Origin of the sequence: Streptomyces sp. NPDC048411, from assembly GCF_040704695.1 — a bacterium.
GTDB lineage: Bacteria > Actinomycetota > Actinomycetes > Streptomycetales > Streptomycetaceae > Streptomyces.
This window is the reverse complement of sequence record NZ_JBEZKL010000057.1, coordinates 1-15530: the sequence shown is the minus strand read 5'-3', so window position 1 is coordinate 15530 and position 15530 is coordinate 1. Positions and strand designations below refer to the sequence as shown.

The window sequence follows — 15530 nt, the reverse complement described above, 5'->3', positions numbered from 1 at the left end:
TGCGACCTGCCCGTCTCAGGGTCGAAGTGGGGGCAGACCCTGATACCGCCGCGCACACCCGCCATGTGACGATCGGGGCATGCCGACCGCCACACCCCGAGCCGCAAGCTCCCTCAGCGCCGACCCGGAGGAGCCGCCGCTGCGCAAGCTGTACCGCAGCGCCGACGGACGGCTGCTCGGCGGCGTCGCGCGCGGTCTCGCCGGACATGCCGGGCTGCCCGTCGTCTGGGTGCGGTTCGTCTTCCTCGGACTGTTCTTCGCGGACGGCCTCGGGGCTCTGCTCTATGCCGTGTTCTGGATCGTCGTCCCGCTCGGCGTCGGCGGTGTCGAGGCTCCGCGCTCCGTCTTCGAGACGGCTCCCGACGGCCGGCGCAGGATCCGCAAGCCCGACAAGGGGCAGGTGTTCGCTCTCCTCGCGCTCCTCATCGGTGCCGTCATCTTCGTCGGCAACGTCGACATGGGCAGCGAGGCCGACCGTTACATCTGGCCGACGCTGCTGATCGGCGCTGGCTCCGTCCTGGTGTGGCGGCAGGCCGACAACGCCCGCCGGGCCCGCTGGATGGAGGTCGGAGGTCGCCGCCGGGTCCTGCATCTGGCCCGGGCGCTGGCCGGGGTCGCCCTGGTCGGCCTGGGACTCGCCGTGTTCATCGTGGTACGCGGCTCCGCGGCCCAGCTCGGCAATGTCCTGACCGCGGCGATCGCCGTCCTCACAGGCATCGCGCTACTGGCCGGTCCCTACCTCGTACGCATGACCCAGGACCTCTCCGAGGAACGCACGATGCGCATCAGGGCCCAGGAGCGCGCCGAGGTCGCCGCCCATGTCCATGACTCGGTGCTGCACACCCTCACCCTGATCCAGCGCAACGCGGAGGACGCGGGCGAGGTCCGCAGACTGGCCCGCGCGCAGGAGCGCGAACTGCGCAACTGGCTGTACAACCCCGAGGGCACCGGCAAGGACGAGGACGACGAACCCGAGACCCTCGCCGAGGCGGTCAAGCGCGCCGCCGCCGAGGTCGAGGACAAGCACGGGGTTCCGCTGGAGGTCGTCGTCGTCGGCGACTGCCCGCTGGACGAGAAGCTGGCCGCGCAGATGCAGGCCGCACGCGAGGCGATGGTCAATGCCGCCAAGTACGGTGGCGAGGGCGGCGCCGTGCAGGTCTACGCCGAGGTCGAGGGCCGCACGGTCTTCGTCTCGGTGCGCGACCGGGGCCCGGGATTCGATCTGGACTCCGTACCGGGGGACAGAATGGGCGTACGAGAATCAATCATCGGCCGGATGCAGCGCAACGGCGGTACGGCGCGGCTGCGTTCGGTGCCCGGCGGGGGCACGGAAGTCGAGCTGGAGATGGAGAGGGCGAGCGAATGACGGAGACCACCGAAACGGCCGGGGGCCCGGAGCGCCGGGTACGGGTCGTGCTCGTCGACGACCACCGGATGTTCCGCACCGGAGTCCAGGCCGAGATCGGCCGCACCGAGGAGACCGGTGTCGAGGTCGTCGGCGAGGCCGCCGACGTCGACCAGGCGGTCACCGTCATCACGGCGACCCGCCCCGAGGTCGTCCTCCTCGACGTGCACCTGCCGGGCGGCGGCGGCGTCGAGGTGCTGCGCCGCTGCGCCCCGCTGATGGGCACGGTCGAGAACTCGGTGCGGTTCCTTGCGCTGTCCGTCTCCGACGCCGCCGAGGATGTCATCGGTGTCATCCGCGGCGGCGCCCGCGGCTACGTCACCAAGACGATCACTGGCACCGACCTGGTCGATTCGGTCTTCCGGGTGCAGGAAGGCGACGCGGTGTTCTCGCCCCGGCTGGCCGGCTTCGTCCTCGACGCGTTCGCCTCGACGGACGCACCCCCGGTCGACGAGGACCTGGACCGGCTGACACAGCGCGAGCGCGAGGTGCTGAGGCTGATCGCGCGCGGCTATGCGTACAAGGAGATCGCCAAGCAGCTCTTCATTTCGGTGAAGACGGTCGAGTCGCATGTCTCGGCGGTGCTGCGGAAGCTCCAGCTGTCGAACCGGCACGAGCTGACGCGGTGGGCGACGGCCCGACGGCTGGTCTGACGGCCTCCCCCACTCCCTGCCGTGGGGGAGGCCGTGAGTCAGCTGTTCTCCCGTTCGGGGTCGACGGAGATGTTGAGTTTCTCGCCGACCCTTCGGTAGCCGATGCCCGCGTAGATCCGTTCCACAGCGGCGTCGGCCGGCTCCAGCCACACCACCCGGCAGCCCCGCGCGAACGCGGCCGCGGTCAGATGGGCGGATAGTGCGGCACCGATGCCGCGGCGGCGGAAGGCGTCGGCGACGGCGAGACCGGTCAGTTCGGTGAGGCCGTCGACCGGGACCGAGCAGCCGCCCGCGCCCGCCGGGGTGCCGTCGAGGGTGGCGAGCGCCGCCACTCCGCCGCCCGTCACCGCGTCGCGCAGCCACGCGGCTTGGCCGCCCTCGGGCTCCCCGGTCCCGCCGTACCCGTGGTGCTGTACGCGGGCGGCGGCGTCGAACTCGGCGTCGGTGGCCGGTTCGGCCAGCACGAGGGTGTCGACGGGCTTCGGCGGCAGGAGGCCGCCGGGTGTGCACGCCAGGATCGGCGGGCGGTCCTCGACGGTGAACCCGGCGGCGAGAAGGGCGGGTTCGACCGCGGATGCCCAGCCAGGCAGATACTCCAGGCGCGGCATCCGGTCCCGTTCGCGAAATGCGGCGATCAGCTCCTGCACGTCGGTCGCGGTCGGTTCGGCGTCCCGGTCCGGGATCTGGTAATTGGCGTACTTCAGCGACCAGTTCGGGTTGTGGCGGACGGTGAACGGGCCGACCCGGAGGTGGCCGGGGGAGCGGAGGGCGAGTGTCTGGGCGTAGGTCTGGACGTCGGTGTCCATGGGCATACGGGGTTCCCCTTCGACCGGTCCGGCGGGACTTTGGACTCAGAGGGGCTCACCAAATGGGCGCCCGGCTCGCGGCGTCTGGCACGCACGCTCGCCGCGTTGCCGAAAGGCCCTAGTAGCTCTTTCCTCAAGCTCTCGGCTCCGTTCGAGCAGGGGAGACCCCATCCGAGGACCTTCCGACGCCTTGCGAGCGCACGCACCAGACGCCGCGAGCTGATCGGACTCCCATTTGGTGAGCCCCTCTCAGGACTGCGAACTGTGCAGCAAGGGAGCCTATGCGACCCGGGTCGCTCCCGCGAAGGGCATGTTGTCGATCGGCGCGATGCGGACCGGCGCTCCGGGGTGCGGCGCGTGGATCATCTGTCCATCGCCGATGTAGAGACCGACATGGCTGATCCCGGAGTAGAAGAACACCAGGTCGCCGGGGGCGAGTTCAGAGCGGGAGATGTTCCGGCCGGCGTTGATCTGGGTGTATGTGGTGCGGGGGAGCGAGACGCCGGCGGAGCGCCAGGCGGCCTGGGTGAGCCCGGAGCAGTCGAACGAGGACGGTCCGGTCGCGCCCCAGACGTACGGCTTGCCGAGCGCCCCGTAGGCGAACGCGATGGCCTCCGCGGCGCGGGCGTTGGGGGCCTGGGCGGTGCCTAAGCGCGGGGCGCTGCGATTCGCGCGGGCGGCGGCGCGGGCGGTGTCCGAGCGTTCGAACTCGGCGCGCTCCGCGGGTGAGAGGGTGTCGAGGAGCTTCTGGGCCTCCGCCAGTCTGGCCCTGACCGTCGCCCGGTGCTTCTTCAGGTCGGCCCGGCGGGCGGTGAGGTCCGCCAGCTCGTCCTTCGCCTCCGCGCGCAGCTGGGCGATCTCGGTGACCTGCCGTTGCACATGGGAGACCTCGGCTGCCTGGCGGTCGACGGCCCGGTCCACGTACGAGGCCCGTTGCAGATACTGGTCGGGGTCCGAGGACAGCGCCAGCTGCACGGCGGGGTCGAGGCCGCCGGTGCGGTACTCCGCGGCGGCGAGCGAACCGAGTGCGTCGCGGGAGGCGTTGAGGCGTTCGGTCCTGCGTGCGGCCTCGTCGCGCAGTGCGTTCAGGGACTTGGCGGCGGCGGTCGCCTTCTCCTTCGCGCCGTTGTACTGCTCGGTGGCGACCTCGGCGTCGTGGTACAGCCGGTCCACCGCGGCCTTGATCCGGGCGGGGGTGGGCTGTGGTTCGGCGTGCGCGGAGCCCGGCAGGGCGGCGGCGGTCGCCGCCGCGGCGAAGGCGAGGGTGGCTGCGGTGCGGGCGGCGGAGCCGGGGTGCGGACGCTGCCTGGGTTTCCGATGCGCTGCCACGGGGGCGGGGCTCCTTGCGTCGACTGCCCGTCGGGGCCTACCGGCGGGCCGCTGAGGTCCGGCGGCGGGACGCCAACAGGGGGAGCGGCCCGCCGCCGGATTTCTCGGCGGGGTGACCGGGCTGCCGTCCGGGTGCGGAGCGGTGGTGAAGCCGGCCACCTGGACAGGGACGCTAAGCCCGGGGCGCTGGGAAGAGTCGCAATGACGGTTATTGCCTGAATTTGGCGATGAGGTGTCGTTGAGTGACTGGAAAATTACACCAGAGTCGGGCACTCGGTGCAGATGCAAGCGAAATACCAAGGAGCCCCCACCTCGCCGAAGAGGGGTGATATGGCCCCGGCTAGGCTGCTGCCTCATGGACGTACTCATCAATGTCTTCGTCGCGCTGCACATCATCGGTATCGCCTCCCTCCTGGGCGGCTTCCTGACCCAGATGAAGGCGATGGGCGCGGGCACGGCACGCTTCGTCCCGGCGATGCTGCACGGCGCGCTGACCATGCTGGTCACCGGCGTCGCGCTGGTCGGGCTCAACCAGGCCGACGGCCACTCGGTCAACAACATCAAGATCGGCGTGAAGCTGGCGGTCCTGGTGGTGATCCTCGCGCTGGTCTACATCAAGCGGGACGAGGAGAAGGCCGAGAAGGGCGTGTTCGCGGCGGTCGGCGGACTGACGGTCGCCAATATCTTCATCGCGATGCTCTGGACCTGAGCCGGACCACGCACATGCGCGAGTGAGCCCCTGCCGGGTCCGGCAGGGGCTCACTCGCGCATGAGGGCCCGCCGCTACGCCGGGCGCACGCTGCCGTAGATCGGCATGTAGTAGATCGACTCCTCGCGGACGTTCGCCCCCGGCTTCGGGGCGTGGATCATCATGCCGTCGCCCTTGTAGATACCGACGTGGCTGATGTCGTCGTAGAAGAAGACGAGGTCGCCCGGCTGAAGGTCGGCCGTGGCTATCCGGGTGCCGACCTCCACCTGGTCCCAGGTGGTGCGGGGGATGTCGACGCCCGCCGCCTTCCAGGCGGCCTGGGTCAGCCCCGAGCAGTCGTAGGAGGAGGGGCCCGTGGCTCCCCAGACATACGGCTTGCCGATCTGGGCGCGGGCGAAGGCGAGAACCTTCTCGGCCTTCGAGGTGGCGCTGGTGTCCGAGCCGGTCCCGGTTCCCGCGCCCGTCCCCGTGCCCGTGCCGCCGGTGGAGCCGGCCTCCTTCGCCGCCGCCTCGGCCTTGCGGTCCGCCTCGGCCTTGGCGGCGGCCTGCCGGCGGGCGAGTTCCTCCGCCTTGCGCTTGGCCTCCGCCTCCTTCTCGCGCTCCAGCGCCGCCAGCCGCGCTTTCTCCTCGGCCGTCAGCTTCGACAGCATCGCGCGCGCCTCGCCCAGCTTCTTCTGGACGGATTGTTTGCTGGTCCGGAGCGTGGCCTGGGACTCGGTGAGCGTCTCCAGGCTCTGCACCGCCTCGGTGCGCTTCTTCGCCGCCGCTGCCTGCTGCGTACGGAAGTCCGTGACCGCCTTCTGCTGCTGGGCGGTCATCCGGTTCATCAGCTGGTTCTGGTCGAAGTACGACTGCGGGTCGTCGGCCAGGAAGAAGGTGGCGGTCGGGGCGATGGAGCCGGTGCGGTACTGCGCGGCCGCGTAGTTGCCGAGGGTCCTGCGCGCCTCGTTCAGCTTGTCGGCGCGCTCGGCCACGTCCTCCAGCAGGGCGTCCACCTTGCCGCGCTGCGTGGCGGAGGCCTCCTTCGCCCTGTTGTACTGCTGGGTCGCGGTGCCCGCCTGCCGGTAGAGGTCGTCGACCTTCTTCTGTACGTCCTCGATGCTGGGCTTGGGTGCGCCCGGAGCGGCCATGGCGCTCTGGGTCGACAGCAGGGTCACCCCTGCCAGTGCGGCCGTCGTGAGCCCGACGGCGGGGGTGGTGGTGCGTGCCCGGCTGCGCGGTTTGCGGTGCGATGCCAAAGCCGGCGTCTCCTTCCGTGGACCGCCTACCGGGTTAGCTGTCGGGTTCGGGCGGAACGGAAGGCTGCCCTACGGTCCGAGTGGGGATTTGGACCGATTCACCCCGGTTTTTCCTATGGGTCCCCGGTTCCGAACTCCCCTGTGGGCAGCGCGGATTCGGCGTGGGAGCCCGCTCGGCGTGGTTCGCCTCAAGGGGGTACGGGCCGCCCGAGGGAGCACGCTAGCCAACCGTGTTGCCGCTGTGAAGGTTGATGTTCGATATGCCCGATACGTTTTCGTGACCTTGGTGTAGAGGGGCCGGAAGGCGTGGTCCGGGCCCTGATTTCCTTACGGGGCGTGGGTGGCTGCTCCCCGTACGTAGGCGCCTTCCGGTCGCGCTTCTCCATGCGGCCGCAGAGTGTCGGTGCGTCGCCCTAGACTCGTGAGGCGATGAGCAGCCTCTTTGACGACAGTTTCCTGGCCGGCCTCCAGCACCCGGAGGAAGAACCCCCGCCGCCCCCCGAGGACTCCGCACCCGAAGCGGTGCCGGAGGACCTCTTCGCGGGCGTGTTCGACGCGCCCCCGCCGCCTCGGGACGCGTACTACCGGGACGGCGCCCACCGCCCCGCCATCGACTCCGCTGCCCTGCTCGACGGGCTGAACACCGAGCAGCGCGCCGCGGTCGTGCACGCCGGATCGCCGCTGCTCATCGTCGCCGGCGCGGGCTCCGGCAAGACCCGGGTGCTCACCCACCGCATCGCCCACCTGCTGGCCGAGCGCGGCGTGCACCCCGGCCAGATCCTGGCGATCACCTTCACCAACAAGGCCGCGGGCGAGATGAAGGAGCGCGTCGAGCAGCTCGTCGGACCGCGCGCCAACGCCATGTGGGTCATGACGTTCCACAGCGCGTGCGTCCGGATTTTGCGCCGCGAGTCGAAGCGGCTCGGCTTCACCTCGTCGTTCTCGATCTACGACGCGGCCGACTCCAAGCGGCTGATGGCCCTGGTCTGCCGCGATCTGGACCTCGACCCGAAGCGCTTCCCACCGAAGTCGTTCACGGCCAAGGTCTCGAACCTGAAGAACGAGCTGATCGACGAGGAGACCTTCGCCGGCCAGGCTGCGGACGGCTTCGAGAAGACGCTCGCCCAGGCGTACGCGATGTACCAGTCCCGGCTGCGCGAGGCCAACGCACTGGACTTCGACGACATCATCATGACGACGGTCCATCTGCTCCAGGCGTTCCCCGACGTCGCCGAGCACTACCGCCGCCGCTTCCGGCACGTCCTCGTCGACGAGTACCAGGACACCAACCACGCGCAGTACACGCTCGTACGCGAACTGGTCGGCCCGGCCGGAGAGGCCGACGCCCCCGCCGAGCTCTGCGTCGTGGGTGACGCCGACCAGTCGATCTACGCCTTCCGCGGCGCGACGATCCGCAACATCCTCCAGTTCGAGGAGGACTACCCGAACGCGACGACGATCCTGCTGGAGCAGAACTACCGCTCCACGCAGACGATCCTCTCCGCCGCCAACGCGGTCATCGAGCGCAACGAGAGCCGCCGCCCCAAGAACCTCTGGACGAAGGCGGGCGAGGGCGCCCGGATCACCGGCTACGTCGCGGACACCGAGCACGACGAGGCGCAGTTCGTCGCCGACGAGATCGACCGGCTGACCGACGCGGGCGACGCGAAGGCCGGCGACGTCGCGATCTTCTACCGGACGAACGCGCAGTCCCGTGTCTTCGAAGAGATCTTCATCCGCGTCGGCCTGCCCTACAAGGTCGTCGGCGGCGTGCGCTTCTACGAGCGCAAGGAGGTCCGGGACATCCTGGCCTACCTCCGGGTCCTCGCCAACCCCGAGGACACCGTTCCGCTGCGCCGCATCCTCAACGTGCCCAAGCGCGGTATCGGCGACCGCGCCGAGGCGATGATCGACGCCCTGTCGCTGCGTGAGAAGATCACGTTCCCGCAGGCACTGCGCCGCGTCGACGAGGCGTACGGCATGGCGGCCCGCTCGGCCAACGCCGTCAAGCGGTTCAACACGCTGATGGAGGAACTGCGTACGATCGTCGAGTCCGGCGCGGGCCCCGCCGTGGTGCTGGAGGCGGTGCTGGAGCGGACCGGCTATCTCGCCGAGCTCCAGGCGTCCACCGACCCGCAGGACGAGACCCGCATCGAGAACCTTCAGGAACTCGCCGCCGTCGCGCTCGAATTCGAGCAGGAGCGGGGGGAGTCCGCCGGAGAAGAAGGTGCGGGCACGGGCACACTCGCCGAGTTCCTGGAGAAGGTCGCGCTCGTCGCCGACTCCGACCAGATCCCCGACGAGGACGAGGACGGCTCCGGCGTCATCACGCTGATGACGCTGCACACGGCCAAGGGGCTCGAATTCCCGGTGGTCTTCCTGACCGGCATGGAGGACGGCGTCTTCCCGCACATGCGCGCCCTGGGACAGGTCAAGGAGCTGGAGGAGGAGCGGCGCCTCGCGTACGTCGGCATCACCCGTGCCCGTGAGCGGCTCTACCTGACGCGGGCGGCGATGCGCAGTGCGTGGGGTCAGCCCTCGTACAACCCGCCGTCGCGGTTCCTGGAGGAGATCCCGGACCAGCACCTGGAGTGGAAGCGGACCGGGCCGATGGCGGCCCCGGCCGGACCGACGTCGGGGAGCACGTCGTCGCTGTCCTCGTCGCGCGCCCGCTCGGGCCCCTCGGGCTTCGCGACCCGGCGCACCTCGGACAAGCCGACGGTCACGCTGGTGGTCGGGGACCGGGTCACGCACGACCAGTTCGGGCTCGGCACGGTGACGGCGGTCGAGGGGATCGGCGACCAGGCGAAGGCGACGGTCGACTTCGGGGACGAGCGGCCGAAGAAGCTGCTGCTGCGGTACGCGCCGGTGCAGAAGCTCTAGGGCCTCTCGTCCGGCTTGATCCAAACGGAAGACCCCAGGAGTCCGCCCCGGAGCCGGCGGGGCGGGCGCGAGTGCCCGCCCCCTGCCGACGGATAGGGCCTGCGCCGTGGCGGGCTCTGCTGCTCAGGTTGGGTCGAGGCCGTGGCTCCGGAGCCAGGGCAGCGGGTCTATGGCCGCTCCGCCACCGGGTCGGACCTCGAAGTGCAGGTGCGGGCCGGTGGAGTTGCCGGAGTCGCCGGAGTACGCGATGACGTCACCCGCCTTGACCGGGCCCGAGCGGATCCTGGTGCTGCTGAGGTGGCAGTACCAGGTCTCGGTGCCGTCGGCCGTGGTGACGATGGCCATGTTCCCGTAGGCGCTGTTCCACTGGGTGCGTACGGTGCCGTCGGTCGCGGCCATCACCGGAGTGCCGTACGAGACGGGGAAGTCGATGCCCGTGTGCACGGACATCCAGTTGACGCCCGCCTGGCCGAAGTAGGCGCTGAGGCCGTGCTCCTTGACCGGCAGGAGGAACTTGGGCCGCAGCGCCTCTTTCCGGGCGGCCTCCTCCTCGCGCTTCTTCTTCTCGGCGGCCTGCCGTTCCCTCAGGTCGATGCGCTCCTGGGTGCGGCTGGCGCGGTCGGCGAAGTTCTCGGCGTTGGCTCTGACGTTGGCGATCTGGGTGTCCAGCTTGTTGTTGGCGGCGGCCGGCTTGACGCTGCCGGGGTCGGCGGCCGCCATCGACATGGTGTCGTCCTTGGTGTCCCCGCCGCTGCCGAGTCCGCCGACGGAGGCGGCGGCGATACCGGCGACGCTCATCACGCAGGCGGAGGGCACGGCGACGGTGAGAAGAGCGGAACGCTTGGCGGGGGTACGACGCCGGCCGCGGCTGCCACCGCCGCCGCGGGTGACGGAACGGCTCGCAGGGCGGGGGATGCCGACGGGGTGGTCCACCGCCCGGTCTGCCCGGTCTGCCTGGTCTGCCGCGTCGTCCGAAACGGCGCCGAGGTCCGGGTCCACGTCGACGACGCCGAACTCGGAGGTCGCGGTGATGTCCGCGGGCTCCGTGGTCGCGGCCGGCGGGTAGGGCTCGTACGGAGCGTAGGAACCCTGGTCCTCGTACACCTCGTACGCGGCCTGTTCGGGTTCGTACGACTCGTGCGCGGTGTGCGCGGTTTGCTGTTCGTGCTCGGGCGCGGCGCCGGTGTTCCAGGCAGTGGCGTCGTACGCGCCGGTGTCGTAGGCGGCCGTCCCGGCCGTCGCCCATTGGCCGTTCTGGTGCCAGCCGTTGGTGTCCCACTCGCCCGAGGTGTCCGGAGCGCCGCCCTGCACGGGGATGTCCGGGGCTTCCGGCATCCAGGTCGCGGTGGTGTCGTACTGCTGCGGGTGCTGGGTCCCGTACGCGGCATAGGGGGCGTACGCGGCGGTCTGATGTGCGCCGGTGTCCCACTGGGCGGAGTCGTACTGGCCGCTGTACCCGGCCTGTCCGATGTCGTAGCCGCTGCGGTAGCCGGTGGTGTCGTACGTGCCGTCGTAGCTGCCCGGGAGGGAGCCGAAGAGCGGGTCGCTGTCGTAGCTGCCCGTGGAGTGGCTGCCGTAACCGACATGCCCGGCGTGGGGGTGCTGGTCGTTCACCAACTTCTCTCTCGCCTCGGCAGCAGGACCTGGGTCTGGGGACCCGGTGGGGGAATCCCAGGGGAAAGCAGTGGCCGCGACTGTACCCGGCAGTACGCGACGGCGACAATCTTCGTCAGGTCCTGGGCTCGCAGGAAACGGGCAATCGGCCGTCTTTCGGGGGCTGTGCACAGACCCTTGGCTCTATGTTCGAAACATGTTCTATTCGATGGGCCTCGGGCGGCGGAGAGTTGCTGTCCGCTGTCGCCGAACCTTGAGCACATGCCATCGAACCGTGACGGATGCTCGTTCGTGACATCGAAGGCTGAGACCGACCGGCACATGGGGGGTGGGAGAAGAAGCGGGGCCGGGTGCGTGCAGCTGCAAGGCGGGGGAGGCCGTTAGGGCTCACCGCAGCCTCAGGGCAGGTGCGGCCGGACCGGTCACGCCACCGACGTGGCTCCTGGGTTTCCTGCTGGTCCGGTGGCTCCTTTTTCGGCGGTCCCCGGGGGTCCTGCGACTTGGGCGGCCCCTGAGGCTTCCGTGGTCCTTGGGCCTTCCGCGTCTACGGCCATTGATGCGCGGGATTCCAGCGCCTGGCGGACCGCGGCGGCGACGGCCGGGTGCACGGGGAGCGCGAGATGGCCGATACCGCAGACGCGTACATTCAGCGCGTCGAGATCCGGATGGTCGATGCGGGCTGCCTCGGCCGGGACGATCACCCGGTCCAGTTCACTCCAGAAGCTCACGAACCGGGTGCGGCAGCCGGGTGCCGGCCTGCGCAGTTCCTCGATCGGTGCGGAGCCCGTACGGATCTGGCGCACGATGGGGTGAGCACTCGCCAGCGGGGCGACAGCCGTGCCCCCGTGCGGTGTGCCGAGGGTGACCAGGGTGCGGACCCGCTGGTCACCGCCCAGCCGCTGTACGTAATACCGGGCGATCAGGCCACCGAGGCTGTGGCCGACGATGTCGACCTCTTGGTGACCGGTGCGGGCGCAGATCTCCTCGACGTGCCGGCCGAGAAGTTCGGCGGCCGTGCGGATGTCACAGGTCAGCGGTGAGTAGTTGAGGGACTCCAGATGGTGCCAGCCGTGCCGGGCGAGGGAACGGCGCAGCAGGACGAAGACGGAGCGGTTGTCGATGAACCCGTGCAGGAGCACGACGGGCGGCCGCTCGACGCTCTCGGTGGGCAGGGCCCGGGCTCCGGCCGGTGCGGTGGGCGGCTGTTCGGCCGGGGGCGTCGCGTCACGCCGCTCCCCGGTCATGCCCGAGGGGTAGACGAGTACGTGCCCGACGAGCACGACCAGCTCCAGCGCGGTGGCTCTCAGCAGTGCCGATGACAGCCAGGTGCGGCGCAGACACGGCTGGCGCAGCAGTAGCGGATGAAAAGGCAGGACCTTCATGGCCGACCTCCTGCTTCGGCGCACGGGAGGCGGCTCAAGTCCCCGTATGCCCTCATGGGGCGCCGTGGCAGAGGCGCGGGTGGCTGGTCGGACCACCATGTCGACGGGCCGTACCACCGTGCCGTGCGGCTGACGGCGCGGTGGTACGGCGACCTCGTTGCGGCTCCCCTTGCCTCCGTGGCCCGCGCGGCAGGTGTGCCGCGTGATGCGGGAACGGGGCCTGGCGAACATGTCCCAGGTGTGATTTCCCCCTCCCGGCCCACCGCGAAACGGCGGGTTGCGGGATGCTGTCGATAACGTTCGTTCACATCCCCGGCCCTTTCCGGCACGGGAGACGCATGTGGAGGCAGTGATGGGTGTGACCGGTCCGATCCGTGTGGTGGTGGCCAAGCCGGGCCTGGACGGCCATGATCGCGGGGCCAAGGTGATCGCGCGGGCGCTGCGCGACGCAGGTATGGAGGTCATCTACACCGGCCTCCACCAGACGCCCGAGCAGATCGTGGACACCGCGATCCAGGAGGACGCCGACGCGATCGGCCTCTCGATCCTCTCCGGTGCGCACAACACGCTCTTCGCCAAGGTGATCGAGCTCCTGAAGGAGCGCGAGGCGGAGGACATCAAGGTCTTCGGCGGCGGCATCATCCCCGAGGCGGACATTGCGCCGCTGAAGGAGCAGGGCGTCGCGGCGATCTTCACCCCGGGTGCGACGACGGGCTCGATCGTCGACTGGGTGAACGCCAACGTCCGTCAGTCCGCAGACGCCTGACCCGGGCGGGCCGGGGGCCCGTCCGCCCGGTGCCCTGTGTCCTCAATCGCCTGCCCGGTGCGAGACCGAGTCCGTCGAAGGGGTCCCCCATGCCCTGGAGACCATGGGGAGATTGAGGACACGGCACGGCGCGGGCCGCGCAACCCGCCGCCGGCACCACCGCACCCCCTACATCGCCTCCGGCATCAGCTCCACCTCCATCGCCGCGCGCAGCCGCAGGGTGGAGACCAGACGCCGGAACGCCTCCGACCAGTAGCCGGCGGCTCCCGGCGACGCGCCCTCCGGCTCGTCCGGTGTCGCCGTGAGGACCTCCAGGCGGTCCGCCTCCGCCGGGTTCAGACAACGCTCGGCGAGGCCCATCACGCCGCTGAAGCTCCACGGATAACTCCCCGCGTCGCGGGCGATGTCGAGTGCGTCGACGACGGATCTGCCCAGCGGCTCCGCCCAGGGAATCGTGCAGACCCCCAGGAGTTGGAACGCGTCGGACAGCCCGTGCGCGGCAATGAAGTCGGCCACCCACGCGGCCCGTTCCGCATCGGGCAGTGTGGCGAGGAGTTTGGAGCGCTCGGCGAGGGACGCCGTGCCGGGGCCGTTCGACGGGGGTACAGAGGGGGTGCCCAGCAGCGCGCGGGCCCACTCCGGGGCCCGCTGCCGCACCGCCGCCCGGCACCACGCCGCGTGCAGTTCCTCACCCCAGCCGTCGGCGACGGGCAGTGCGACGATCTCCCGCGCCGTACGCCCGCCGAACCGCGCCGGCCAGGTGGACAGCGGGGCCGACTCCACCAACTGGCCCAGCCACCACGACCGTTCGCCCCGGCCGGACGGCGGCGCCGCGACCACGCCGTCGCGCTGCATGTCCGCATCGCATTCATGCGGTGCCTCCACGGCGATGGACGCGGAACTGGCCGTCAGGTCCGGGTTCACGCACGACGCCGCACGGGCCGCCATCCGCCCGGCCAGCGCCGACTCCGGCAGCGCGGACAGCAGCTCGGCGGCCGTCGCGCGGACATTGCGGCTGCGGTCGGAGAGCGCCTGCTCCAGGAACGGTTCGTCCGCACCGGACAGCCCGGTACGCAGCGAGTCCACGAACATCAGCCGGTCCTCGGCACGCTCCGTCGGCCACGTGCTGGTCAGCAGTGCGAGAGCGCTCCCCGGATCATGCGCGCGAACGGCCCCGAGCAGGGCGACGCGCTCGGCGAACAAGCCCTCCTCCCACAGCCTGCGCACCGCCTTTGGGTCCGTCACCTCGGGCCGCTGCGCGCCGCCGGCCGAGCCGCGCAGCGCGAACTTCCACTCGGGGTTCAGCCGGGCCAGCCACAGCCCGCGTGGCCCGGCGAACGCCAGGGCCGGCGGCCGCAGGTCGGTACGGGCGCGGGCTGCGTCCAACAGCGCCGGGAGCAGCGCCGCCGGAGCCCGGTAGCCGTGCAGACCGGCTGTGGCCAGCCACTGCGGGATCAGCTCGGTGAGATCCGGCGCGGCACCGCGGCGGCCGCCCGGACCGCCCGGCGCCGACCGGTCGGCGAGCAGCTGGGCGAGTCTGCGCCGCGCGGCCGGCGGCAGGGGCGGCCGGGGATCGGCGGGCGCCGTCCCCGGCGGCGCGGCCGCGGGCGCGGGCAGCAGTCCGGCTCTGTGCTGCACGGTCTGGAGCGCCGCCGCGTCCAGGAGCGCGACCGGCCCCCCATCGCCGCCCGCCGTTGACGGTCGGCGATCGGTGCCGAGCAATGCCGAGGTGACGAGCTCTTCCCACGGGGTGGTTGTACTGGGCATCGGTCCTCCTTCAGGGGCACTAGATGAGCGGTACGGTCTCGGCCGCACCGCTGTCGGAGCCATCGGCCCAGGCGGCGAGCGGGTCGAAGCCGCGGTGGCCGCATTCGCCGAACACCGTGACGGGCGCGCCGCCGGACAGCGCGACGAGTTTCCACAGGCCCGGCCGGGACAGCGCCGACGGGACGACGGGCAGGGCCGTACCGCCTGTGGCGTCCGCCAGTTGCCAGCCGTCGCCCGACGGCACCGGTATGACCTCGCGCAGCGTCGTCGGCCAGGACTCCAGCCAGGGGTCGTCCCGCAGGGCGCGCCCGTACGCGGCGGCCGCGGCCGCGGTCGTGGAGCCCCGAGGGGGAGTGCCGGACGGTACCGGCGCACCGAACTGCGCGCCCAGCTCCGCCCGTAGCTGCCCGGCCCCCTGATACGGCGTGAGTTCGGCGTCGAGCGTGACGCCCACCGGCAGGGCCTGCCCGGGGGAGCGCCCGACCGCTCCGAAGGACAGCAGCAGCGCGGTGCGGCCCGAGTCCTTTCCGTACAGCCAGATCCGACGCGTGACGATCCTGCCGTCCGGGGTGTCGTACTGGGCGAGGACCAGCCACCGGTCACGGACCGGGAGGCCGTCGGCGGGGGTTGTCAGCCCCACCCGCGTACGGACCGTCGCGGCCAGCGGCTCCGGCAGCCGGTCGATGCCCAGCCAGGCGGTGTCCAGCAGATGCAGCAGCGCGCACTCCTGCAGCAACCGCGCCGGCCAGCCGGGGCCGGACGCCGGGATCGCCCCCAACTCACGGACCCGGCCGGCAAGTCCCGGCGCCTGTGCGTCGACCATGCGGGCCGCAGTCTCCTCCCACAGCCCGTACCCCGACTGGTCGGCCGCCGCCAGACCGCCGCGCACCAGGTCCATCAGCCGCTGCTCCAGCTCCTGTGCACCGCCGGTGATCCGCCCGGCCCGCCGCTCGGCGCGCCGCCGGGCGGCCTCCGGGT

General features: G+C 71.2%; 12 protein-coding genes and 1 riboswitch. Of the genes, 5 read left to right on the top strand and 7 right to left on the bottom strand.

Annotated elements, in window-relative coordinates; genetic code table 11:
• Window positions 1–79: 79 nt before the first annotated feature.
• Both AB0915_RS20940 and AB0915_RS20935 read left to right on the top strand, forming a co-directional pair.
• Window positions 80–1366, top strand: a complete 1287-nt coding sequence (locus AB0915_RS20940; RefSeq protein ID WP_366692510.1) for a PspC domain-containing protein — start codon at window positions 80–82, stop codon at window positions 1364–1366.
• A complete protein-coding gene (locus tag AB0915_RS20935) occupies window positions 1363–2058 on the top strand; it encodes a response regulator transcription factor (protein ID WP_366692509.1) in 696 nt (231 codons plus the stop codon). Before AB0915_RS20940 ends, AB0915_RS20935 begins: the two co-directional genes overlap by 4 nt.
• Window positions 2059–2096: 38 nt before the next feature.
• Here AB0915_RS20935 and AB0915_RS20930 read toward each other — a convergent pair whose 3' ends face one another.
• Window positions 2097–2870, bottom strand: a complete 774-nt coding sequence (locus AB0915_RS20930) for a GNAT family N-acetyltransferase (protein ID WP_366692508.1) — start codon at window positions 2868–2870, stop codon at window positions 2097–2099.
• 273 nt (window positions 2871–3143) lie between these two features.
• Window positions 3144–4193: a C40 family peptidase gene (locus AB0915_RS20925; protein WP_366692507.1), complete on the bottom strand. Its 1050-nt coding sequence runs from the start codon at window positions 4191–4193 to the stop codon at window positions 3144–3146.
• A 355-nt stretch (window positions 4194–4548) separates the two neighbouring features.
• Here AB0915_RS20925 and AB0915_RS20920 point away from each other — a divergent pair, with 355 nt between their 5' ends.
• Window positions 4549–4902 carry a hypothetical protein gene (locus tag AB0915_RS20920; protein ID WP_366133314.1) on the top strand — a complete coding sequence of 118 codons (354 nt, stop codon included), beginning with the start codon at window positions 4549–4551 and terminating at the stop codon, window positions 4900–4902.
• Window positions 4903–4976: 74 nt separating this feature from the next.
• On the opposite strand, the gene AB0915_RS20915 is transcribed toward AB0915_RS20920, so the two are convergent.
• Window positions 4977–6140, bottom strand: a complete 1164-nt coding sequence (locus tag AB0915_RS20915; protein ID WP_366692506.1) for an NlpC/P60 family protein — start codon at window positions 6138–6140, stop codon at window positions 4977–4979.
• A gap of 7 nt (window positions 6141–6147) precedes the next feature.
• Window positions 6148–6312: riboswitch (cyclic di-AMP (ydaO/yuaA leader) on the bottom strand.
• 257 nt (window positions 6313–6569) lie between these two features.
• On the opposite strand from AB0915_RS20915, the gene pcrA reads away from it, so the two are divergent.
• A complete protein-coding gene (gene pcrA, locus AB0915_RS20910) occupies window positions 6570–9023 on the top strand; it encodes a DNA helicase PcrA (RefSeq protein WP_366692505.1) in 2454 nt (817 codons plus the stop codon).
• Window positions 9024–9146: 123 nt separating this feature from the next.
• On the opposite strand, the gene AB0915_RS20905 is transcribed toward pcrA, so the two are convergent.
• Together AB0915_RS20905 and AB0915_RS20900 are read right to left on the bottom strand one after the other, a co-directional pair.
• Window positions 9147–10637: a peptidoglycan DD-metalloendopeptidase family protein gene (locus AB0915_RS20905; RefSeq protein ID WP_366692504.1), complete on the bottom strand. Its 1491-nt coding sequence runs from the start codon at window positions 10635–10637 to the stop codon at window positions 9147–9149.
• Between the two features lie 422 nt (window positions 10638–11059).
• Window positions 11060–12019, bottom strand: a complete 960-nt coding sequence (locus tag AB0915_RS20900) for an alpha/beta fold hydrolase (protein ID WP_366692503.1) — start codon at window positions 12017–12019, stop codon at window positions 11060–11062.
• 352 nt (window positions 12020–12371) lie between these two features.
• Between AB0915_RS20900 and AB0915_RS20895 the strand changes: the two genes are divergently transcribed.
• Window positions 12372–12785 carry a cobalamin B12-binding domain-containing protein gene (locus AB0915_RS20895; RefSeq protein WP_358863017.1) on the top strand — a complete coding sequence of 138 codons (414 nt, stop codon included), beginning with the start codon at window positions 12372–12374 and terminating at the stop codon, window positions 12783–12785.
• A 168-nt stretch (window positions 12786–12953) separates the two neighbouring features.
• Here the strand turns inward: AB0915_RS20895 and AB0915_RS20890 are convergent, their stop codons facing one another.
• A complete protein-coding gene (locus AB0915_RS20890; RefSeq protein ID WP_366692502.1) occupies window positions 12954–14552 on the bottom strand; it encodes a DUF5691 domain-containing protein in 1599 nt (532 codons plus the stop codon).
• Window positions 14553–14571: 19 nt separating this feature from the next.
• Window positions 14572–15530 (bottom strand): SWIM zinc finger family protein (locus AB0915_RS20885; protein WP_366692501.1); only part of this gene is annotated, 959 nt, incomplete at its 5' end.

What these genes read in the sequence shown, in the direction of transcription:
- AB0915_RS20935 (WP_366692509.1), top strand. Translation starts at nt 1,363, where the DNA reads ATGACGGAGACCACCGAAACGGCCGGGGGCCCGGAGCGCCGGGTACGG.
- AB0915_RS20895 (WP_358863017.1), top strand. Translation starts at nt 12,372, where the DNA reads ATGGGTGTGACCGGTCCGATCCGTGTGGTGGTGGCCAAGCCGGGCCTG.
- AB0915_RS20940 (WP_366692510.1), top strand. Translation starts at nt 80, where the DNA reads ATGCCGACCGCCACACCCCGAGCCGCAAGCTCCCTCAGCGCCGACCCG.
- AB0915_RS20930 (WP_366692508.1), bottom strand. Translation starts at nt 2,870, where the DNA reads ATGCCCATGGACACCGACGTCCAGACCTACGCCCAGACACTCGCCCTC.
- AB0915_RS20900 (WP_366692503.1), bottom strand. Translation starts at nt 12,019, where the DNA reads ATGAAGGTCCTGCCTTTTCATCCGCTACTGCTGCGCCAGCCGTGTCTG.
- AB0915_RS20920 (WP_366133314.1), top strand. Translation starts at nt 4,549, where the DNA reads ATGGACGTACTCATCAATGTCTTCGTCGCGCTGCACATCATCGGTATC.
- pcrA (WP_366692505.1), top strand. Translation starts at nt 6,570, where the DNA reads ATGAGCAGCCTCTTTGACGACAGTTTCCTGGCCGGCCTCCAGCACCCG.
- AB0915_RS20890 (WP_366692502.1), bottom strand. Translation starts at nt 14,552, where the DNA reads ATGCCCAGTACAACCACCCCGTGGGAAGAGCTCGTCACCTCGGCATTG.